The organism is Streptomyces sp. NPDC031049, assembly GCF_055571015.1.
Map to the genome: position 1 here is coordinate 87676 of NZ_JBVIGC010000010.1, position 21042 is coordinate 108717.

General features: G+C 72.9%; 16 protein-coding genes and 1 pseudogene. 1 reads left to right on the forward strand and 16 read right to left on the reverse strand.

The window, feature by feature from the left end:
- Window positions 1-23: 23 nt before the first annotated feature.
- From ACZ45Q_RS18380 to fmt, 4 genes are all read right to left on the reverse strand, one after another.
- On the reverse strand, window positions 24-1067 hold the full coding sequence (locus tag ACZ45Q_RS18380) for a sugar-binding transcriptional regulator (RefSeq protein WP_468262011.1): 1044 nt from the start codon (window positions 1065-1067) through the stop codon (window positions 24-26).
- Between the two features lie 93 nt (window positions 1068-1160).
- Window positions 1161-1847: a ribulose-phosphate 3-epimerase gene (rpe, locus tag ACZ45Q_RS18385; RefSeq protein ID WP_468262014.1), complete on the reverse strand. Its 687-nt coding sequence runs from the start codon at window positions 1845-1847 to the stop codon at window positions 1161-1163.
- Between the two features lie 160 nt (window positions 1848-2007).
- Window positions 2008-3435, reverse strand: a complete 1428-nt coding sequence (locus tag ACZ45Q_RS18390; RefSeq protein ID WP_468262017.1) for an RsmB/NOP family class I SAM-dependent RNA methyltransferase — start codon at window positions 3433-3435, stop codon at window positions 2008-2010.
- 85 nt (window positions 3436-3520) lie between these two features.
- Window positions 3521-4453, reverse strand: a complete 933-nt coding sequence (gene fmt, locus ACZ45Q_RS18395; protein ID WP_468262019.1) for a methionyl-tRNA formyltransferase — start codon at window positions 4451-4453, stop codon at window positions 3521-3523.
- Window positions 4454-5148: 695 nt separating this feature from the next.
- Between fmt and ACZ45Q_RS18400 the strand changes: the two genes are divergently transcribed.
- Window positions 5149-5700: a hypothetical protein gene (locus ACZ45Q_RS18400; RefSeq protein ID WP_468262022.1), complete on the forward strand. Its 552-nt coding sequence runs from the start codon at window positions 5149-5151 to the stop codon at window positions 5698-5700.
- Between the two features lie 299 nt (window positions 5701-5999).
- Here the strand turns inward: ACZ45Q_RS18400 and ACZ45Q_RS18405 are convergent.
- From ACZ45Q_RS18405 to ACZ45Q_RS18460, 12 genes and pseudogenes are all read right to left on the reverse strand, one after another.
- Window positions 6000-8108, reverse strand: a pseudogene (locus ACZ45Q_RS18405) (primosomal protein N'); the annotation flags it as partial.
- A gap of 335 nt (window positions 8109-8443) precedes the next feature.
- The gene (metK, locus tag ACZ45Q_RS18410; protein WP_468262025.1) at window positions 8444-9652 is read right to left on the reverse strand and encodes a methionine adenosyltransferase; all 1209 of its coding nucleotides are present in this window, start codon (window positions 9650-9652) and stop codon (window positions 8444-8446) included.
- 240 nt (window positions 9653-9892) lie between these two features.
- Complete coding sequence (gene coaBC, locus ACZ45Q_RS18415; RefSeq protein WP_468262027.1) at window positions 9893-11095, reverse strand: bifunctional phosphopantothenoylcysteine decarboxylase/phosphopantothenate--cysteine ligase CoaBC; 1203 nt, start codon at window positions 11093-11095, stop codon at window positions 9893-9895.
- Window positions 11096-11198: 103 nt separating this feature from the next.
- Window positions 11199-11471, reverse strand: coding sequence for a DNA-directed RNA polymerase subunit omega (rpoZ, locus tag ACZ45Q_RS18420; protein WP_003988945.1), 273 nt, complete (start codon window positions 11469-11471; stop codon window positions 11199-11201).
- Window positions 11472-11542: 71 nt separating this feature from the next.
- Window positions 11543-12100: a guanylate kinase gene (gene gmk, locus ACZ45Q_RS18425; RefSeq protein WP_468262030.1), complete on the reverse strand. Its 558-nt coding sequence runs from the start codon at window positions 12098-12100 to the stop codon at window positions 11543-11545.
- Window positions 12101-12137: 37 nt separating this feature from the next.
- The gene (locus tag ACZ45Q_RS18430) at window positions 12138-12461 is read right to left on the reverse strand and encodes an integration host factor (protein WP_190206445.1); all 324 of its coding nucleotides are present in this window, start codon (window positions 12459-12461) and stop codon (window positions 12138-12140) included.
- A gap of 256 nt (window positions 12462-12717) precedes the next feature.
- Window positions 12718-13557 carry an orotidine-5'-phosphate decarboxylase gene (gene pyrF / locus ACZ45Q_RS18435; RefSeq protein ID WP_468262035.1) on the reverse strand — a complete coding sequence of 280 codons (840 nt, stop codon included), beginning with the start codon at window positions 13555-13557 and terminating at the stop codon, window positions 12718-12720.
- The gene (locus ACZ45Q_RS18440; RefSeq protein WP_468262038.1) at window positions 13550-14662 is read right to left on the reverse strand and encodes a quinone-dependent dihydroorotate dehydrogenase; all 1113 of its coding nucleotides are present in this window, start codon (window positions 14660-14662) and stop codon (window positions 13550-13552) included. The genes pyrF and ACZ45Q_RS18440 overlap by 8 nt, the downstream gene beginning before the upstream one ends.
- Before the next feature lie 91 nt (window positions 14663-14753).
- Window positions 14754-18062: a carbamoyl-phosphate synthase large subunit gene (gene carB / locus ACZ45Q_RS18445; protein WP_468262041.1), complete on the reverse strand. Its 3309-nt coding sequence runs from the start codon at window positions 18060-18062 to the stop codon at window positions 14754-14756.
- Window positions 18055-19194 carry a glutamine-hydrolyzing carbamoyl-phosphate synthase small subunit gene (carA, locus tag ACZ45Q_RS18450; RefSeq protein ID WP_468262044.1) on the reverse strand — a complete coding sequence of 380 codons (1140 nt, stop codon included), beginning with the start codon at window positions 19192-19194 and terminating at the stop codon, window positions 18055-18057. Before carA ends, carB begins: the two co-directional genes overlap by 8 nt.
- Complete coding sequence (locus ACZ45Q_RS18455) at window positions 19191-19757, reverse strand: PH-like domain-containing protein (protein ID WP_468262047.1); 567 nt, start codon at window positions 19755-19757, stop codon at window positions 19191-19193. Before ACZ45Q_RS18455 ends, carA begins: the two co-directional genes overlap by 4 nt.
- Complete coding sequence (locus tag ACZ45Q_RS18460) at window positions 19754-21040, reverse strand: dihydroorotase (RefSeq protein WP_468262050.1); 1287 nt, start codon at window positions 21038-21040, stop codon at window positions 19754-19756. The genes ACZ45Q_RS18455 and ACZ45Q_RS18460 overlap by 4 nt, the downstream gene beginning before the upstream one ends.
- Window positions 21041-21042 lie beyond the last annotated feature (2 nt).

A 21042-nucleotide genomic window follows, 5' to 3' on the forward strand; every position in this document is an offset into this window, starting at 1 on the left:
GTCCGAGGCCGGGCGCCCCGCGGTCAGGGGCCGTCCGGGTCGGCGCGGTCGAGCGCCAGGCGCGGCGCGGGACCGGCGGCCATCAGGTGGTCCGCGGCGGACGTGTCCGTCACCAGGCTGGTGACGAGCCCGGAGCGCAGCACGGCGTCGATGGCCGCCGCCTTGCGCTGCCCGCCCGCGATCGCGACGACCTCGGGGATACGGCGGAGCTGGTCGGCCTTGACCGTGATGCACCGCTCCCCCAGGTCCCGGCCGACCCGCCGCCCCTCGGCGTCGAAGAGGTGCGCGGACATCTCGGCGGCGACGCCGAGCGAGGCGTAGTGCGCCCGCTCCTCGTCGCTGAGCATGTCGTGCACCGTCGAGATGCCCGGCTCCCAGGAGCCGATGGAGACACAGGCGACCGTGACCTTGTCGAAGTACTCGAAGGCCCTTGCGATGCCCGTCTGGTGTCGGAGCGCTCCCGCGGTGGCCGCGTCCGGCAGCAGCATCGGCGCGTAGATCGGGTGGGCGTCGCCGCCCGACACCTGGGCGGCGCGGCGCACCGCCTCCACGGAGCCGCGCTCGGCGGTCCCGGCGTCGTACACACCCGTCAGCTGCACCACCGTGCAGGGCGGCAGCCGGTCCAGCGCCGCCGCCATGTGGATGGTGGACCGGCCCCAGGCCAGGCCCAGCACGTCCCCTTCGTTGACCAGCTCGCCGAGCAGGTCGGCGGCCACCTCTCCCAGGTTCTCGGGGTCGGGGGTCTCCTCGGCGTCCGCCGGCGACTCCACGACGACCGCGTGCCTGAGGCCGTAGCGGGCACGCAGCGCGTCCGAGCGCTCGGCGTCCAGCTCGGCCGGCACCCGGATCTCGATCCGTACGAGATCCCGTTCGAGAGCGGTCTCCAGGACCCGTGCCACCTTGAAGCGGCTGACGCCGAACTCCTCCGCGATCTGGATCTTGGACTTGCCCTCGAGGTAGAAGCGGCGGGCCATGGCCGCCGCCTGCACCAGCTCAGCGGGTCCCATCCGCATGGCTGACCGGCCCGCCGACATACCCGACACGGCGTTCTCCTCACTGCTGTTCACATACTGGGCTGTTCACTCACTGGATTCGCCGTTCATCCTTGCAGATCCTGCGCGTGTGATCAGCCCTGATGGGCGCCGTTCACTTGTCGTTCTTCAGTGGGCGCAGGCCCAGGAGGCGTCGGCGGTCGCGGCCTCGGCCTGTGTGCGCAGTGCACGTACCGCCTCGGCCGGGTCGGACGCGCCGTACACGGCCGAACCCGCGACGAAGACATCGGCGCCGGCGTCCGCGCACCGCTCGATCGTGGACGCCGACACCCCGCCGTCGACCTGGAGCCACAGCTGAAGACCGTGCTTGTCGATCAGCTCCCTGGTGCGGCGGATCTTGGGCAGCATGATGTCGAGGAACGCCTGCCCACCGAAGCCCGGTTCAACCGTCATGATCAGCAGCATGTCCAGTTCGGGCAGCAGGTCCTCGTACGGCTCGATCGGCGTCGCCGGCTTGAGCGCCATGGAGGCGCGCGCGCCCTTGGCCCGGATCTCGCGGGCGAGGCGCACCGGGGCGGCGGCGGCCTCGACATGGAAGGTGACGGACCCGGCGCCCGCCTCCACGTACTGGGGCGCCCACCGGTCGGGGGCCTCGATCATCAGGTGGCAGTCCAGCGGGGTGTCCGTGGCGCGGGCCAGGGACTCCACGACCGGCACGCCGAGCGTGAGGTTGGGGACGAAATGGTTGTCCATCACGTCGACGTGGAGCCAGTCGGCTCCGTCGACCGCCTTGGCCTCGTCCGCGAGGCGGGCGAAGTCGGCGGACAGGATGCTGGGGTTGATCTGCACGGCCATGACCCAAGCCTGCCATGCCCTCCGGGGGTTGTTCGCATCGGTCTCGGGTGGGGGCGGTACTCGTACGGGTGCGGGTACGTTGTGGCTGGTCGCGCCCACGCGGCGGAGCCGCATACGGACACGGCCCCGCGCCCCTTCCGGGGCGGAGAGGCGTCCGGCGTCATGCTGTACGGCGCATCAGGGCCAGGTACATGGCGTCGGTGCCGTGGAGGTGGGGCCAGAGCTGGACGTCGGGGCCCTCGCCGAGGTCGGCGACGCCGGGCAGGAGGGGGCGGGCGTCGATCAGGTCGGTGCCGGGGTACTGCTTGAGCACGTCCGCGACGACGGCCCGGGTCTCCGCGAGGTGGGGCGAGCAGGTGGCGTAGCCGACCACGCCGCCGACCCGGACGGACTCCAGGGCGCTGCTCAGCAGGCCGCGCTGCAGGGGGGCGAAGCCGTCCAGGTCCTCCGGGCGGCGCCGCCAGCGCGCCTCGGGGCGGCGGCGCAGGGCGCCGAGGCCGGTGCAGGGCACGTCGACGAGCACCCGGTCGAAGGCGCCGGCCCGCCAGGCCGGACGGGTGCCGTCGGCGGCGATCACCTGGTAGGGCCCGGGGTTGCCGGCCAGTGCCTTCGCCACCAGGCCGGCCCGGTGCGGCTGCTTCTCGGAGGCGACCAGGGCGGCACCCCGCTCGGCGGCCAGGGCACCGAGCAGCGCGGCCTTGCCGCCGGGGCCGGCGCACCCGTCCAGCCACAGCCGGTCGGGGCCGTCCAGCGGGGCGTTGGCCAGTGCCACGGCGACGAGCTGGCTGCCCTCGTCCTGCACACCGGCGCGGCCCTCGCGCACCGCCTCTACGGCGCCGGGCTCGCCGCCCTCGGTCAGCCGCACGGCGTACGGCGACCAGCGGCCCGGCACGGCGGCGTCCTCGCCGAGGAGTTCGCCGGTGGTGGCCCGGCCGGGCCGGGCGACCAGCGTCACCTCGGGCCGTTCGTTGTCGGCCGCCAGCAGCGCCTCGATGCCGGCCCGGCCCCCGCCGAGGGAGTCCCACAGGGCGGAGACGACCCAGCGCGGGTGGGAGTGGACGACGGCGAGGTGGTCCTCCGGGTCCTCGTCGTAGGGCGGCGCGACCCGTGCCAGCCATCCGTCCAGGTCGTCCTGGGCGATCTTCCGCAGCACGGCGTTGACGAACTTGGCCCGCCCGTCGCCGAGGACGACGCGGGCCAGCTCGACGGTCGCGGAGACCGCGGCGTGCGTCGGGATGCGGGTGCCGAGCAACTGGTGGGCGCCGAGGGCGAGCACGTCCAGCACGGGCGGGTCGACCTCGCGCAGCGGCCGGTCCACGCAGGCCGCGATGACCGCGTCGTAGGTCCCCTGGCGGCGCAGCGTCCCGTACACCAGTTCCGTCGCCAGGGCCGCGTCCCGCGCGTCGAACTTCTCGGGCCCCTCCTTCTCCCGTGCCTTGCGCAGCAGCGGGGGCAGGACGAGGTTGGCGTACGCGTCCCGCTCGTCCACGGCCCGCAGCGCCTCGAAGGCGAGGATGCGGACGGGGTCCTTCTGGGGCCGGCGGTAGGGCTTGCCGGGTTTGCGGGGACGACGGGACTGGTCGCTCACGAAAAGGTGCTCCGGAGGGTGAGAAGGCGTGCCCCACCAGCGTACGCGCGGCGGGGGCGCGGGCGGACCGGGAGGTCGCGCCGGGTCAGCCGCCGACCTGCTCCCCGTCGGCGATCCGCACCCCGCGGGCCCAGTCCGCCGCCCGCATCGGCTTCTTGCCCTGGGCCTGCACCCACAGCAGCTCCACGGCGTACGAGCCGGTGCCGACGTAGACGTTGTTCTTGCCGGCGGCGAGCTGTCCGGGGGCCAGGTCGGTCCGGTCGGGGACGGCCACGGCCTGGACGATCTTGAGCCGCTCACCGCGGAAGGTGGTCCAGGCGCCGGGTGCCGGGGTGCAGCCGCGCACCAGCCGGTCGACGCGCAGTGCCGGGGCGTTCCAGTCGACGTGCGCGTCCTCGACGGACACCTTGGGGGCGAGGCTGACCCCGTCCGCCGGCTGCGGTACGGCCTTCAGGGTGCCGTCCTCGATGCCGTCCATGGTCGCGGCGAGCAGCCCGGCGCCGGCGAAGGCGAGCCGGGTCAGCAGGTCGCCGCTGGTGTCGGTGGGCCGGACGGTCTCGGTGACCGTGCCGTAGACGGGGCCGGAGTCGAGTCCCTCCTCGATGAGGAAGGTGGAGGCTCCGGTGATCTCGTCGCCGGCCATGATGGCGTGCTGCACGGGAGCCGCGCCGCGCCAGGCCGGCAGCAGCGAGAAGTGCAGATTGACCCAGCCGTGCGCGGGGACGTCCAGGGCGACCCGGGGCAGCAGCGCGCCGTACGCGACGACGGGACAGCAGTCGGGCCCGATCTCCCGCAGCCGCTCGAGGAACTCCGGGTCCCTCGGCTTCGCCGGCTTCAGCACCTCGATCCCGGCCTCCTCGGCCCGCTCGGCCACGGGAGAGGTGACCAGCCGGCGACCGCGTCCGGCGGGCGCGTCCGGCCGCGTGACGACGGCCGCCACCTCGTGCCGCTCGGAGGCGATCAGGGCGTCCAGGGAGGGAACGGCGACCTCGGGGGTACCGGCGAAGACGAGCTTCATGGGCAGGAGAAGCCTCTCGAGCGGGAACGACGGGGCAACGCCCCAGTCTATGTGCGCACCCCCGACAACAGACACGCCACGGCCCCTCCCCGACGCCCGTTCCCGCCCCGGCTCCCCCACCCTCCCGCTGACTCCTCGCCGGCCCCTCCCGACTCAGACGCCCCCCTGACTCCTCGCCCGCCCCTCCACCTCCGCCACCTCCGAAGCTCCTCCACGACTCCCGACTGAACTCCCCCGCCGCCGATGACTCTTCACCGAGCTCACTCGACTCAGCTCCCCACCCCCAACGCCTCCTCGCCGATCCCTCCCGACTCAGCTCCCCACCCCCAATGCCTCCTCGCCACCCCCTCCCGACTCAGCTCCCCACCCCCAATGCCTCCTCGCCGACCCCTTCCTCCCTCGCTCGCCGAGGTGGCCCCGCACGACTCCACCGCTCCCCAGGCTCCCCGACGACGGAAAGCCGCCGACGGCGCTCCGCCCCCACGGGAGACGCCCACCTCTCGGCCGACTGGAAACGGGTGGTGCGCGGGCGGGGAACCGCCCCCCGAGGCCGAAGGCCGAGGGGGCGTACGCATATGCCGCCACGCCCCCACCCCGTGACCCGCGAAGCCCTCCCGCGTTGGTCAAGAAAGAGTTGACCAACGGGCCGCCCCAGCGGCCCGATTCCTTTCAACGCCGGTTCGAGAGGCTTGTTCATGGCCGACCACGCAACCCACGACGCCCAGGCTCGGGCCAGCCTGCACCTGCTGGTGCGGGACATCGAGCGGGTCCGCCGGCAGGTGGACGCTTTGCGCACGCTCACCGCCCAGCTCGGCAACGTCTACCGCCCCCGCCGCTCCGGCCCCTCCACGGGCTTCGTCGTCTACGGACGCGCCCCCGCCCCGACCGTCCGCCTCGCCCAGGAGCTGCGGGACAGCGTCGAGACCCTGGTCACGGCCGCCGTGGACTTCGACCGCTCGCTCGGCTTCTCGTGGGACGCGGTCGGCTCCGCCCTCGGCGTCACCAAGCAGGCCGTCCACCGCCGCTACGGCGCCCGCCGCGCCGCCGCCCAGGCGGCAGCCACCGCCGACACGGCCGAGCGCCCCGCCGAGCCGTCGGGCACCCGCACGGTCAACGTGGGCACCGGCGTCCCCACGGTCCCGACGGTCCCCGCCGCCCGCTCCATGCCGACCCAGCCGACGGCGGGCAGCCCGTCCCTGCGCGACGAGGCACGCCCCACGGCCTTCCCCGGCCCGCGCAACGGCTGACCCGGCCGACCCCGCACTGCCCTCCCGGACAGCCCCGGGAGGGCAGCCGTACGTCACCCGATGTCCGGCGGATCGATCCGCACCCGCACCGGAGCCGCAGCCGCAGCCGCAGCCGCAGCCGCCCCAGACGAACCCGGCACCCCCGACGCTCCGGACGTCCCCGGTACTCGAGACGTGCCCGACTCCCCGGACGTCCCTGATCCCCCGAACATCCCCGACGCTCCGGATGCCCCAGAAGCTCCGGTCGCCCGGGAAGACCCGGGCACCCCCGCGCCGCCACCGGCACCCCCGCGTCCCGCGCCCCCCGCACGCGCCATCCGTGCCGCCTGCGCGGCCTTCAGCGCACCGGCCAGCGCCGCCCCGCGCCCCGGCGGCACCCGCACCAGTGCCCGCTCCCAGTGCTCCCCCGGCGGCGGCGCCCCGGGCCTGCGCGCCCGCCCGGCCGCCGTGACCGGCATCGGCACCGGCCCCAGCACCTCGGCCTGAGGGGGCAGCTCCACCGTGCGCAGGAAGTCGGCCACCGCCTCCCCGGGCCCGGACACGGCCGCCATCCGCGACACCGGCGGGAACCCCAGCTCGGCCCGCTCGGCCAGCTCCCGTACGGCATGCCCGACCGGGTCCCACCGCACCAGCGCCTGCACCGGCCGTAGCGTCGGCTCGGCCACGACGACCACCGTCCCCCCGGCCCCCTGCGGCCGGACCAGCGCACCGGCCGCGAGCCAGCGCCGCAGGGCGTCCTCACCGGCCCGCAGATCGGGCCGGCCGAGCATGGCCCAGCCGTCCAGCAGCAGCGCCGCCGCGTAGCCGCCCTCGGCGACGGGTTCGGCGCCCGGCGTGCTCACCACCAGCGCGGGCGTGCCCGGCACGGTGTCCAGCACGTGCTCGCGCCCCGAGGTGCGCACCGGCACGGCGGGGAAGGCCCGGCCCAGCTCCTCCGCGGTGCGCCGGGCCCCCACCACCTGGGCCCGCAGCCGGAACGCCCCGCACTCCGGGCAGTGCCAGCCGCCCTCCTCGCGTCCGCACCACCCGCACCGCAGCGCCGCCTGGGACTCCTGCCCCTCCAGCGGACCGGAACAGTGCCGGCAGCGCGCCGGCGCCCGGCAGGCCGCACACGCCATCCGCGGCACATAGCCGCGCCGGGGGACCTGCACCAGCACCGGACCCTGCCGCAGCCCGTCCCGGACCGCCTGCCAGGCGAGCGTCGGCAGCCGGGCGGCCCGGGCGGCCTCGTCCCGGGCCAGATCGGCGTCCCCGACCGTACGGACCAGCGGCGCCGCGGCCCGCACCTGCTCCCGGGAGGCGACCAGCGGCCGGGCCCAGCCGCTCTCCACGAGCTGGGCGGCCTCCACCGTGCAGCCGAAGCCGCCCAGCAGGAAGCCGCACCCGTCCTGGGCCGCCCGCAGCAGCAGCACCTCGCGCGCGTGCGGCTGCGGCGCGTGCTGCTCGCTGTGGCTGTCGTCGCCGTCGTCCCACAGCGCGACCAGGCCGAGGTCGTGCACCGGGGCGAACATGGCGGCACGGGTGCCGATCACCGCCCGCATCGCGCCCCGCCGGACCGCGAGCCACTGCGCGTACCGCTTCTCGGGCCCGGCGTCGGCGGTGAGCACCGCGTGCCGCCCCTCCCCCAGCACCGACGTCAGCGCCGCGTCGACCCGGGCCACCGCCCGCCCGTCCGGCAGGACGACGACCGCACCTCGCCCGGAGGCCAGCGTGGCGGCGACGGCCCGCGCCAGTTCCTCGCTCCAGGCCGGGCCGGGCAACGCGTTCCACACGGCGCGCGGCGAGCCTCCCGAGGCCAGGGCCTGAAGGAACGCCGGCCCGTGCTCGTACCGGCCCCAGGGGCCCGGCGCCGGGGGCGGCGGGGGCGGCAGCGGGGCGGGCGAGGGGCGCCGCTCGGCGCGGGCGCTGCGCGGCGGAACCGCCAGTTGCAGCACGTCGGCCAGGCTGCCCGCGTACCGGTCGGCGACGGCCCGGGCGAGTCCGAGCAGTTCCTCGCTGAGCACGGGCTCCGGCGAGACGACCTGGGCCAGCGCGGCGAGCGGACCGGAGTAGTCGGAGGCGGCGAGCCGCTCGATCAGGAAGCCGTCGACGAGCCCGCCGCCCTCCCGGCGCCCGTCCCTGACCCGGTGCCGCCCGGCCCCGAACCGCACCCGCACCCGCACGCCCGGCTGGGCGTCGGCGTCCAGTTCCTCGGGCACCGCGTAGTCGAAGTACCGGTCGAGATGGAGCACCCCCTTGTCGACCAGGACCCGGGCGACGGGCAGCTCCTTGGCGAGGGCGGCGCCCCGCCAGGTCCGCGGCTTGGCCCGCGGCACCGGGGCCTTGCGCACGCTCTCCCGGATGAGCGCGAGCTGCTCGGGCGGCGCCCCCTCGGCGCCACCGCCCGTCCGCCCGTCGTCGCTGCTCACGCCTGCATTCTTACCAAAACCCACTGACAACCGTCGGCGCCCCCGACCCCGGACCGACGGAACGCCCCCTGCCTCGGACCACGGCACCGCACACGTCCGGCCGCCCCGGACGCCACCCACCCGGGCCGATCCCCGCCCCATCGACGCCGGGCCGATCACACCCCATAGAGCCAGGCCGGTCCACACCCTGTCGGCGCCAGGGCGATCCACGCGCCCACCCACGCCGGACCGGACCCCGCGCCGCGCGCGCCACTGCCGGTCCGGCCGCCGTCACGCACCGGGGCCCGGCCCCCCGAAGGGAAGCCGGGCCCCGGTGGACGACCGTTCGCGGGCTACTACAGCCCCGCCGCCCGGCGCAGCGCGTCCACGCGGTCGGTGCGCTCCCAGGTGAAGTCGGGCAGCTCGCGGCCGAAGTGACCGTACGCGGCGGTCTGGGCGTAGATCGGGCGGAGCAGGTCGAGATCGCGGATGATCGCGGCCGGGCGCAGGTCGAAGACCTCGTCGATCGCCTTCTCGATCTTCTCCACGTCGACCTTCGCGGTGCCGAACGTCTCGACGAACAGACCGACCGGCTCGGCCTTGCCGATGGCGTACGCCACCTGGACCTCGCAGCGGGAGGCCAGACCCGCGGCGACGACGTTCTTGGCGACCCAGCGCATCGCGTACGCGGCCGAGCGGTCCACCTTGGACGGGTCCTTGCCGGAGAAGGCGCCGCCGCCGTGGCGGGCCATGCCGCCGTAGGTGTCGATGATGATCTTGCGGCCGGTGAGGCCCGCGTCGCCCATCGGGCCGCCGATCTCGAAGCGGCCGGTGGGGTTGACGAGCAGCCGGTAGTTCTCGGTGTCCAGCTTGATGCCGTCGTCCAGCAGCGCCTTCAGCTCCGGCTCCACGACGAACTCGCGGATGTCGGGCGCCAGCAGCGAGTCCAGGTCGATGTCGGACGCGTGCTGGGAGGAGACCACCACGGTGTCGAGGCGGACGGCCTTGTCGCCGTCGTACTCGATGGTGACCTGGGTCTTTCCGTCCGGGCGCAGGTAGGGGATCGTGCCGTTCTTGCGCACGTCGGACAGGCGCTTGGACAGCCGGTGCGCGAGGAAGATCGGCAGCGGCATCAGCGTCGGCGTCTCGTCGGACGCGTAGCCGAACATCAGGCCCTGGTCGCCGGCGCCCTGCCGGTCCAGCTCGTCCTCGTCGCCCTCGACGCGGGTCTCGTAGGCGGTGTCGACGCCCTGCGCGATGTCCGGGGACTGTGCGCCGATGGAGACGGACACGCCGCAGGAGGCGCCGTCGAAGCCCTTCTTGGAGGAGTCGTAGCCGATCTCCAGGACCTTGCCGCGGACCAGGGTCGCGATGTCCGCGTAGGCCTTGGTGGTGACCTCGCCGGCCACGTGCACCAGACCGGTGGTGATCAGGGTCTCGACCGCGACCCGGGAGGTCGGGTCCTCCCGCAGAAGCGCGTCGAGGATGGTGTCGCTGATCTGGTCAGCGATCTTGTCGGGGTGACCTTCGGTCACGGACTCCGAGGTGAACAGGCGACGGGACACAACGCTCCCTGGGGTTGCAGCGGCTGCTGGCTGATCATTGGCGGACGGCGCGGGGAGCTGCACCCGGCGCGTCCTGGGACAGTTTATCGGTCGCATTCGGCCGTGGCCCCACCCGTCTCGCCTCTCGGGAACGCTGTGACCTGCGGCACGGGCATTCTGCCCAACGCGAGCGCCCTTGGCCAGGGGCGCCACGCTCGAATGTGTCAGGTACGGATCGGCGGCGGCCCGGCAGGCGGGCGGTCAGCCCAGCCGGTCCGCCACGAGGTCCCAGACGGTGTCGGCGAGGGCCTCCTTGGGGCCGTGCGGGACGGGGGTCTCGCTGCCGTCGGCGCCGAGCACCACGGCCTCGTTCTCCTCGGCGCCGAAGGTCTTGCTCTCGCCCACCTCGTTCACCACGAGGAGGTCGCAGCCCTTGCGCTTGAGTTTCGCCCGGCCGTTGGCCAGGACGTCGTCCGTCTCGGCGGCGAACCCGACGACGACCTGCCCGGGGCGGGCGCGGCCGGCGGAGATCTCCGCGAGGATGTCCGGGTTGCGGACCAGGGTGATGGGCTCGGGCTCCCGGTCGTCCTTCTTCTTGATCTTCCCGGAGGCGTAGACGGCCGGGCGGAAGTCCGCGACCGCGGCGGCCATGACGACCGCGTCCGCGTCCGCCGCGGCCCGCAGCACGGCCTCGCGGAGCTCCACGGCGGTGCCCACCGGCACCACGTCCACGCCGGCCGGGTCCGGCAGCGAGGTGTTGGCCGCGACCAGGGTGACGCGGGCACCCCGGGCGGCGGCGGTGCGGGCGAGGGCGTAGCCCTGCTTGCCGGAGGAGCGGTTGCCGAGGAAGCGGACGGGGTCGAGGGGCTCGCGGGTGCCTCCGGCGCTGACGACGACGTGCCGCCCGGCCAGGTCCGGCCCGGCCTGGCCGCGGGCCAGCACCCGCCGGCAGGCCTCGAAGATCTCGGCGGGGTCGGGCAGCCGGCCCTTGCCGGTGTCGACGCCGGTGAGGCGGCCGACGGCGGGTTCGACGACGACGGCGCCCCGGCGGCGCAGCGTCGCCACGTTGTCCTGGGTGGCGGGGTGCTCCCACATCTCGGTGTGCATGGCGGGCGCGAAGACCACGGGGCAGCGGGCGGTGAGCAGGGTGTTGGTCAGCAGGTCGTCGGCGAGGCCGTGGGCGGCCTTGGCGAGCAGGTCGGCCGTGGCCGGGGCGACCACGACCAGGTCGGCGTGCTGGCCGATGCGGACGTGCGGGACCTCGTGGACGTCGTCCCACACCTCGGTCGAGACCGGGTTGCCGGACAGGGCGGACCAGGTCGGGGCGCCGACGAAGTGGAGCGCGGAGGCGGTGGGCACGACCCGGACGTCGTGTCCGGACTCCGTGAATCTGCGCAGCAGCTCACAGGCCTTGTACGCGGCGATGCCGCCGCTGACCCCCAGAACGACCTTCGGCTTGTCCACCGTCTCTCCCCGGACCTCGGAAAACGTACACCCCCATCACACACCACAGGCCTGGCAGAAGGGCTGCCAGGCCTGTGGAAAAGTCAGCGTGAGGCTGAAAATACTACTGCGCGGGGCCTTCGACGGCCTCGGACGTCAGCAGTCCCGCGTTGATCTCGCGGAGCGCGATCGAGAGCGGCTTCTCGTGGACGTGGGTGTCGACGAGGGGACCGACGTACTCGAGGAGGCCCTCGCCGAGCTGCGAGTAGTACGCGTTGATCTGGCGGGCCCGCTTGGCCGCGTAGATCACGAGGCTGTACTTCGAGTCGGTGGCCTCGAGGAGCTCGTCGATCGGCGGGTTGATGATGCCCTCGGGCGCGGAGATGGAAGAGGACACGCTCTACCTTCCGATGGATGGGAAAGAATCAGTCCGGACGGCCGGCCGCCGGTCTCGGGGACCGGCGACGATCACAGGACGTTCATCAAGGCTAGCAGCTCTCGCGCCACGTCCTGGACGGAGGTGTTGACCAGGGTCGTGTCGAACTCCGGCTCGGCCGCCAGCTCGGTCTTCGCCGCCGCCAGCCGGCGCTCGATCACCTCCGGCGGCTCGGTGCCGCGGCCGGTGAGCCTGCGCACCAGCTCCTCCCAGGAGGGCGGAGCCAGGAACACCAGCTGGGCCTCCGGCATGGACTCGCGGACCTGCCGCGCGCCCTGGAGGTCGATCTCCAGCAGCACCGGCTCACCCTTCTCCAGGCGCTCCAGTACGGCCGTACGCGGCGTGCCGTAGCGGTTGCCGGCGAACTCCGCCCACTCCAGCAGCTCGCCGTTGGCGATCAGCTTGTCCATCTCCTCGTCGGTGACGAAGAAGTAGTGGACTCCGTGCTGCTCGCCGGGACGGGGCCTGCGGGTCGTCGCCGACACCGAGAGCCATACCTCGGGGTGTTCCTTGCGCATATGGGCGACGACCGTGCTCTTGCCGACCCCCGAGGGGCCGGAGAGCACGGTCAGCCGCGGACGTTCACTCATGCAGCGATTATTCCAGTTGAACCGGAGTGGTCCGGACTCAGTTGCCGGTGCTGCCGAACTCACGCTCCAGGGAAGCGATCTGGTTGGAACCGAGGCCACGCACGCGGCGGCTCTCGGAGATGCCGAGTCGCTCCATGATCTGCTTGGCGCGGACCTTGCCCACGCCCGGCAGGGACTCAAGGAGGGCGGAGACCTTCATCTTGCCGATGACGTCGTTCTCCTGGCCCTGCTTGATGACCTCGTGGAGGGAGGCGCCGGAGTGCTTGAGTCGATTCTTGACCTCGGCCCGCTCCCGGCGAGCCGCGGCGGCCTTTTCGAGCGCGGCTGCGCGCTGTTCAGGGGTAAGGGGCGGAAGAGCCACGCCTACGTCACCTCGGATGTCGAACTGTCGGATACGGACCGGTGAGGAACCTAGTCGCCCCACACCTGGGGAGCCACGAGCAACACGCTTGCCCGCTGTCCCCCACTGCCTGGAGGGCGTGGGAGGCGCCCCCACTCGACGGAGACTAGCGGTCAAGGCCGCCAGAGTCAGCGAGAACAGCGGAAAAGTCCTGGTCAGCCTCCGTCAGGGCGGACATTTAGGACATATTGCCTCGGATTTGTGACGGTATCCAGACTCAGGAGGAGACCAGGGCGGCCCGGATCTCCTCCGCGAACCGGTCCGCGGACGCGCGCAGCGCCCCGGCGTCGGGTCCGTGCCGCAGCACGCCCCGGCTGACGTTCGGCACCACGTCGCGCACCGCCGCTCCGAAGACCCGCGGCAGGTCCGCCGGGGTGGCACCCTGGGCGCCGATGCCCGGAGCGAGCAGCGGACCGTTGATCGCCAGGTCGTACGAGGACAGGTCGCCCAGGGTGGCGCCCACCACGGCGCCGAAGGAGCCGAGGGTCTCCTCCCCCGCGTTCTCCGCCGCCAGGTGCGCCAGCATCGTCGCCCCGACGCTCCGTCCGTCCGGCCGGACGGCGTGCTGGACCTCGCCGCCCTCGGGGTTGGAGGTCAGCGCCAGCACGAACAGCCCGGCGCCGTTCTCCCGCGCCAGCTCCACGGCCGGCTTCAGCGAGCCGTAGCCGAGGTACGGCGAGACGGTCAGGGCGTCCGAGAACAGCGGGGCGTCCTTGTGCAGGAACGACTCGGCGTAGGCGGCCATGGTGGAGCCGATGTCGCCGCGCTTGGCGTCCATGACGACCAGTGCGCCGGCCGCCCGCGCCTCCTGAACCGACTTCTCCAGGACGGCGACGCCGCGGGAGCCGAAGCGCTCGAAGAAGGCGCTCTGGGGCTTCAGGACGGCGACCCGGTCGGCCATCGCCTCGACGACCGTGCGGCTGAACCGCTCCAGGCCCGCCACGTCGTCGTTCAGGCCCCAGTCGGCGAGCAGGGAGGCGTGCGGGTCGATGCCCACGCAGAGCGGACCGCGCTCGTCCATGGCACGGCGCAGCCGTGCGCCGAAGGACTCAGCCATGTGTCGTCTTCCTCACGTCGGCGCCGACCGCGTCGGCGAGGGTGGCGTACGGGCTCTGCCGCAGTCGCGCGGCGAGGCCCTTGTGGACGGCGCGGGCCCAGAAGGGGCCCTCGTAGATGAACGCGCTGTAGCCCTGGACCAGCGTGGCCCCGGCCAGGATGCGCTGCCAGGCGTCCTCGGCGCTCTCCACGCCGCCGACGCCGACGAGGGTGATCCGGTCCCCCACGCGCGCGTACAGGCGGCGCAGCACCTCCAGGGAGCGGGCCTTGAGCGGCGCGCCCGACAGGCCGCCGGTCTCCTGGACCAGCGCGGGCGCGGAGGTCAGGCCGAGTCCCTCGCGCGCGATGGTGGTGTTGGTGGCGATGATGCCGTCCAGGCCCAGTTCGACGGCGAGGTCCGCGACCGCGTCGACGTCCTCGTCGGCGAGGTCGGGAGCGATCTTGACCAGGAGCGGCACGCGTCGCGTGGTGACCACCCGGTCGGCGGCCTCGCGCACGGCGGTCAGCAGGGGGCGCAGGGCCTCGGTGGCCTGGAGGTCGCGCAGGCCGGGGGTGTTCGGGGACGAGACGTTGACGACCAGGTAGTCGGCGTGGGGCGCCAGCCGCTCGGCGGACTTCACGTAGTCGCCGACGGCCTCCTCCTCCGGGACGGCCTTCGTCTTGCCGATGTTGACGCCCACGACGGTCCTGAAGACGGGCGTACGGGAGGCGAGGCGGGCGGCGACGGCGAGGGAGCCGTCGTTGTTGAAGCCCATGCGGTTGATCAGCGCCCGGTCGGGGACCAGGCGGAACAGCCGCTTCTTGGGGTTGCCGGGCTGGGGCTCCCCGGTGACGGTGCCGATCTCGACGTGGTCGAAGCCGAGCATCGCCATGCCGTCGATGGCGACGGCGTTCTTGTCGAAGCCGGCGGCGAGCCCGAAGGGGCCGTGCATCCGCAGGCCGAGGGCCTCGGTGCGCAGCTCCTTGTGGCGCGGGGCGAGCAGGGCCGCCAGGAAGGTGCGCAGGACGGGGATGCGCACGGCCAGGCGGATCCAGCGGAAGGCGAGGTGGTGGGCCCGCTCCGGGTCCATGCCGGAGAAGCAGAGCCGGAAGAAGATCTTGTACATGTGTCCTCGTGGAGCCTCGTCGAGAGCCCCGCTCCGGGAGCGGCGCTCATGAAGAGGGGGACACCGTTTCCGGTGTCCCCCTCCTGGGCCGCTAGTCGCGGGCCGCGGTCAGGAACTCGGCGTGTTCCTGGAGGGAGCGCACCCCCACGTCGCCGTGGTTGAGGGCGTCGATGCCCTGGACCGCCGCCGCGAGCGCCTGCACCGTGGTCAGGCACGGCACGGAGCGCGCCACGGCCGCCGTACGGATGTCGTAGCCGTCGAGGCGGCCGCCGGTGCCGTACGGGGTGTTGACGATGAGGTCGACCTCACCGTCGTGGATGAGCTGGACGATGGTCTTCTCGCCGTTCGGGCCGGTGCCCTCGGACTGCTTGCGCACCACCGTGGCGTGGATGCCGTTGCGCTTGAGCACCTCGGCCGTGCCGGAGGTGGCGAGCAGTTCGAAGCCGTGGGCGACCAGCTCACGGGCCGGGAAGATCATCGAGCGCTTGTCGCGGTTGGCGACCGAGATGAACGCCCGTCCCTTGGTGGGCAGGGGTCCGTAGGCGCCCGCCTGCGACTTGGCGTAGGCCGTGCCGAAGACGGAGTCGATGCCCATGACCTCACCGGTGGAGCGCATCTCCGGGCCGAGGACCGTGTCGACGCCGCGGCCGTGGATGTCCCGGAAGCGGGACCACGGCATGACGGCCTCCTTCACGGAGATCGGCGCGTCCAGCGGCAGCTCGCCGCCGTCGCCCTGCGCCGGGAGCAGGCCCTCGGCGCGCAGTTCGGCGATGGTCGCGCCCAGCGAGATGCGCGCGGCGGCCTTGGCCAGCGGCACGGCCGTCGCCTTGGAGGTGAACGGCACGGTCCGCGAGGCGCGCGGGTTGGCCTCCAGGACGTACAGGATGTCGCCGGCCAGCGCGAACTGGATGTTGATCAGGCCGCGGACGCCGACGCCCGCCGCGATGGCCTCCGTGGAGGCGCGCAGCCGCTTGATGTCGAAGCCGCCCAGCGTGATCGGGGGCAGCGCGCACGCCGAGTCGCCGGAGTGGATGCCGGCCTCCTCGATGTGCTCCATGACGCCGCCGAGGTACAGCTCCTCGCCGTCGTAGAGCGCGTCGACGTCGATCTCGATGGCGTCGTCGAGGAACCGGTCGACCAGGACCGGCCGCGAGGGGCTGATCTCCGTCGACTCGGCGATGTACGCCTCCAGGCGGGTCTCGTCGTAGACGATCTCCATGCCGCGTCCGCCGAGGACGTAGGAGGGCCGGACGAGGACCGGGTAGCCGATCTCGTCGGCGATGGCCTTGGCCTCGGCGAAGGTGGTGGCGGTGCCGTGCTTGGGGGCGGGCAGGCCGGCCTCCTTGAGGACCCGGCCGAAGGCGCCGCGGTCCTCGGCGGCGTGGATGGCCTCGGGCGAGGTGCCGACGATCGGCACGCCGTTGTCCTTCAGCGCCTGCGACAGGCCCAGCGGGGTCTGCCCGCCGAGCTGGACGACCACGCCCGCGACCGGGCCGGCCTGCTGCTCGGCGTGGACGATCTCCAGGACGTCCTCCAGGGTGAGCGGCTCGAAGTACAGCCGGTCGGAGGTGTCGTAGTCGGTGGAGACCGTCTCCGGGTTGCAGTTGACCATCACGGTCTCGTACCCGGCGTCGCTCAGCGCGAAGGAGGCGTGGACGCAGGAGTAGTCGAACTCGATGCCCTGGCCGATGCGGTTCGGGCCGGAGCCCAGAATGATCACCGCGGGCTTCTCGCGCGGCGCGACCTCGCTCTCCTCGTCGTAGGAGGAGTAGAAGTACGGCGTCTTGGCGGCGAACTCGGCGGCGCAGGTGTCGACGGTCTTGTAGACCGGGCGGACGCCGAGCGCGTGGCGGACCTCGCGGACCACGTCCTCGCGCAGGCCGCGGATCTCGGCGACCTGCTGGTCGGAGAAGCCGTGCCGCTTGGCCTCGGCCAGCAGCTCGCGGGTCAGCTCGGGCGCCTCGGCCAGCTCGTCGGCGATCTCCTTGATGAGGAAGAGCTGGTCGACGAACCAGGGGTCGATCTTCGTGTAGGCGAAGACCTCCTCGGGCGTGGCACCCGCGCGGATGGCCTGCATGAGCGTGTTGATGCGGCCGTCGGTCGGGCGGACGGACGCCTCGAGCAGGTCCTTCTTGTCGCCGGGCTCGCCGGTGAAGGTGAACTGGCTGCCCTTCTTCTCCAGCGAGCGCAGCGCCTTCTGGAAGGCCTCGGTGAAGTTGCGGCCGATGGCCATGGCCTCGCCGACGGACTTCATCGTGGTCGTCAGCGTGGAGTCCGCCGACGGGAACTTCTCGAACGCGAACCGCGGCGCCTTGACGACCACGTAGTCGAGCGTCGGCTCGAAGGAGGCCGGGGTCTCCTGCGTGATGTCGTTGGGGATCTCGTCCAGCGTGTAGCCGACGGCCAGCTTGGCGGCGATCTTCGCGATCGGGAAGCCGGTCGCCTTGGAGGCCAGGGCGGACGAACGCGACACGCGCGGGTTCATCTCGATCACGATGACGCGGCCGTCGGCCGGGTTCACCGCGAACTGGATGTTGCAGCCGCCGGTGTCCACGCCGACCTCGCGGATGATGGCGATGCCCATGTCCCGCATGATCTGGTACTCGCGGTCGGTCAGGGTCATCGCGGGCGCGACGGTGATCGAGTCGCCGGTGTGCACGCCCATGGGGTCGAAGTTCTCGATGGAGCAGACGACCACGACGTTGTCGTGCTTGTCGCGCATCAGCTCCAGCTCGTACTCCTTCCAGCCGAGGATGGACTCCTCCAGGAGCACCTCGGTGGTCGGCGAGAGGGTGAGGCCCTGCCCGGCGATGCGGCGCAGCTCCTCCTCGTCGTGGGCGAAGCCGGAGCCGGCGCCGCCCATGGTGAAGGAGGGGCGCACGACGACCGGGTAGCCGCCGAGTTCCTCGACGCCCTTGAGGACGTCGTCCATGGAGTGGCAGATGTAGGAGCGGGCGGACTCGCCGTGCCCGATCTTCTTGCGGACCTCCTCCACGACCTCCTTGAACTGGTCGCGGTCCTCGCCCTTGTGGATGGCCTCGACATTGGCGCCGATCAGCTCGACGCCGTACTTGTCCAGGACGCCGTTGTCGTGCAGGGAGATCGCGGTGTTCAGGGCCGTCTGGCCGCCCAGGGTGGGCAGCAGGGCGTCGGGACGCTCCTTGGCGATGATCTTCTCGACGAACTCGGGGGTGATCGGCTCGACGTAGGTCGCGTCGGCGATCTCCGGGTCGGTCATGATCGTCGCCGGGTTGGAGTTGACCAGGATGACGCGCAGGCCCTCGGCCTTGAGCACGCGGCACGCCTGGGTGCCGGAGTAGTCGAACTCGGCGGCCTGGCCGATGACGATCGGGCCGGAGCCGATGACCAGGACGGACTGGATATCGGTGCGCTTAGGCACGCTGGCCCTCCATCAGGGAGACGAAGCGGTCGAACAGGTAGGCGGCGTCGTGCGGGCCGGCCGCCGCTTCGGGGTGGTACTGGACGCTGAAGGCCGGCTTGTCGAGCAGCCGGAGGCCCTCCACCACGTTGTCGTTGAGGCAGACGTGGGAGACCTCGGCGCGGCCGTAGGGGGTCTCGGAGACCTTGTCGAGCGGGGCGTCGACGGCGAAGCCGTGGTTGTGCGCGGTGACCTCGACCTTGCCGGTCGTACGGTCCTGCACCGGCTGGTTGATGCCGCGGTGGCCGTACTTCAGCTTGAAGGTGCCGAAGCCGAGGGCGCGGCCGAGGATCTGGTTGCCGAAGCAGATGCCGAACAGCGGGGTGCCCCGCTCCAGCACGGCCCGCATCACGGAGACCGGGTGGTCGGCGGTGGACGGGTCGCCCGGGCCATTGGAGAAGAAGACACCGTCCGGGTTGACGGCGTAGACGTCCTCGACGGTCGCGGTCGCCGGCAGGACGTGCACCTCGATACCGCGCTCGGCCATGCGGTGCGGGGTCATGCCCTTGATGCCGAGGTCGACGGCGGCGACGGTGAACTTCTTCTCGCCGATCGCGGGCACGACGTACGGCTCGGTGGTGGCGACCTCGGCGGAGAGGTCGGCGCCGGTCATCTCGGGGGCCTGGCGGACCTCGGCGAGCATGGTGCCCTCGTCGGGCAGCGCGTTGCCGGAGAAGATGCCGACCCGCATGGCGCCGCGCTCGCGCAGGTGCCGGGTGAGGGCGCGGGTGTCGACGCCGGAGATGCCGACGACGCCCTGGGCGGCCAGCTCCTCGTCGAGGGTGCGCCGCGAGCGCCAGCTGGAGGGGACGCGCGCGGGGTCGCGCACGACGTAGCCGGAGACCCAGATCCTCCTGGACTCCATGTCCTCGTCGTTGACGCCGGTGTTCCCGATGTGCGGGGCGGTCATCACGACGACCTGCCGGTGGTACGACGGGTCGGTGAGGGTCTCCTGGTAGCCGGTCATGCCCGTGGAGAACACGGCTTCGCCGAAGGTGGCCCCCACGGCCCCGTAGGCACGGCCGCGGAAGATCCGGCCGTCCTCCAGGACGAGTACGGCGGGAGTTTTGGCTCCCCTGGTGGAGGTCGTCATCGTGCGCCTTCCGTTTCCGTCTTGTTGATCATGTCGTTCAGGGTGTCGACCCACTCGGTGTGCTCGGCCGCGTGGTCGGAGCGGAATCCGGAGTCGATCAGTTTGTCGCCGTGTTCCCAGGTCAGCACCAGCAGGCCGCCCTCGGTGAGGACCTTGCCGGCGATGCCCTTGTCGAGCCGGGCCTCGCGCAGCGCGGTGAGGGGGATGAAGAAGTCGTGCGCGCCGGGGCGTACGACGTCCACTCCCGCGTCCGTCAGCGTCAGCTCGGCCCGGCTGCGGGTGCCCAGGCCGTGCGCCACGATGCGGTCCAGCCACTGCCCGGCGGTGGTGGAGCCGTGGTAGCGGCCGCTCATGCTCAGTTTCGCCGGGCCGGGGGCGTCCGGCGCGCTGGGCAGCTCGGGCAGGTCGCCCTGGAGGGTGCCGCGCCACTTCCAGCCCTCGCGCATCAGCCAGTAGACGAGCGCGACGAACAGGCCGAGGCCGACGACCCAGCCGATGCGGGCGGCCCAGTCGGTCACTTGCGCCGATTCCTTCTCGGCGGCCAGCAGGATTACAGGTGTCACGTGAGCTTCCCGTCGACGAGCGTGGCCTTGCCCCGCAGCCACGTGTGCGTCACACGGCCCGGCAGCTCGCGGCCCTCGTAGGGCGTGTTGCGGCTGCGCGAGGCGAAGCCCGCGGGGTCCACCCGGCCACGGTATGCCGTGTCGACGAGGGTGAGGTTGGCGGGCTCACCTGCCGAGACGGGACGGCCCTGGCCGGTGGCCTGTCCGATCTGCGCGGGCCTCGCGGACATCCGGTCGGCGACGCCGGCCCAGTCCAGCAGGCCCGTGTCCACCATGGTCTCCTGGACCACCGACAGCGCGGTCTCCAGGCCGACCATGCCCATGGCGGCGGCGGCCCACTCGCAGTCCTTGTCCTCCTGCGGGTGCGGGGCGTGGTCGGTGGCGACGATGTCGATCGTGCCGTCGGCGAGCGCCTCGCGCAGCGCCATCACGTCGCGCTCGGTGCGCAGCGGCGGGTTGACCTTGTAGACCGGGTTGTAGGTGCGCACCAGCTCGTCGGTGAGCAGCAGGTGGTGCGGGGTGACCTCGGCGGTGACCTGGATGCCGCGGGACTTGGCCCAGCGGACGATCTCGACGCTGCCGGCGGTCGAGAGGTGGCAGATGTGGACGCGGGAGCCGACGTGCTCGGCGAGGAGCACGTCCCGGGCGATGACCGACTCCTCGGCGACGGCCGGCCAGCCCCCGAGCCCCAGCTCGGCGGAGACGACGCCCTCGTTCATCTGGGCGCCCTCGGTCAGCCGCGGCTCCTGCGCGTGCTGGGCGATCACGCCGCCGAAGGCCTTCACGTACTCCAGCGCCCGGCGCATGATCACCGCGTCGTGCACGCACTTGCCGTCGTCGGAGAAGACGGTGACGCCGGCCGCGGACTCGTGCATGGCGCCCAGCTCGGCGAGCTTGGCGCCCTCCAGGCCGACGGTGACGGCGCCGATGGGCTGGACGTCGCAGTAGCCGGACTCCTTGCCGAGCCGCCAGACCTGCTCGACCACACCGGCGGTGTCGGCGACGGGGAAGGTGTTGGCCATGGCGAACACGGTGGTGTAGCCACCGGTGGCCGCAGCGCGGGTGCCGGTCAGCACGGTCTCGGAGTCCTCGCGGCCGGGCTCGCGCAGATGGGTGTGCAGGTCGACCAGGCCGGGCAGCAGCACCTTGCCGTCGGCCTCGACGACCTCGGCGCCCTCGGCGGACAGGCCCGGGCCGACGGCCTCGATGACCGAGCCGTCGATCAGCACGTCCTGCGGCTCGCCGCCGAGCACCTTGGCACCGCGGATCAGGGTCTTGCTCATCT

Bases quoted from the DNA above. Each gene is read 5' to 3' on its own strand.
- rpe (WP_468262014.1), bottom strand. From the start codon at position 1,847: ATGGCCGTGCAGATCAACCCCAGCATCCTGTCCGCCGACTTCGCCCGC.
- ACZ45Q_RS18440 (WP_468262038.1), bottom strand. From the start codon at position 14,662: ATGTACAAGATCTTCTTCCGGCTCTGCTTCTCCGGCATGGACCCGGAG.
- pyrF (WP_468262035.1), bottom strand. From the start codon at position 13,557: ATGGCTGAGTCCTTCGGCGCACGGCTGCGCCGTGCCATGGACGAGCGC.
- gmk (WP_468262030.1), bottom strand. From the start codon at position 12,100: ATGAGTGAACGTCCGCGGCTGACCGTGCTCTCCGGCCCCTCGGGGGTC.
- ACZ45Q_RS18400 (WP_468262022.1), top strand. From the start codon at position 5,149: ATGGCCGACCACGCAACCCACGACGCCCAGGCTCGGGCCAGCCTGCAC.
- fmt (WP_468262019.1), bottom strand. From the start codon at position 4,453: ATGAAGCTCGTCTTCGCCGGTACCCCCGAGGTCGCCGTTCCCTCCCTG.
- ACZ45Q_RS18460 (WP_468262050.1), bottom strand. From the start codon at position 21,040: ATGAGCAAGACCCTGATCCGCGGTGCCAAGGTGCTCGGCGGCGAGCCG.
- carA (WP_468262044.1), bottom strand. From the start codon at position 19,194: ATGACGACCTCCACCAGGGGAGCCAAAACTCCCGCCGTACTCGTCCTG.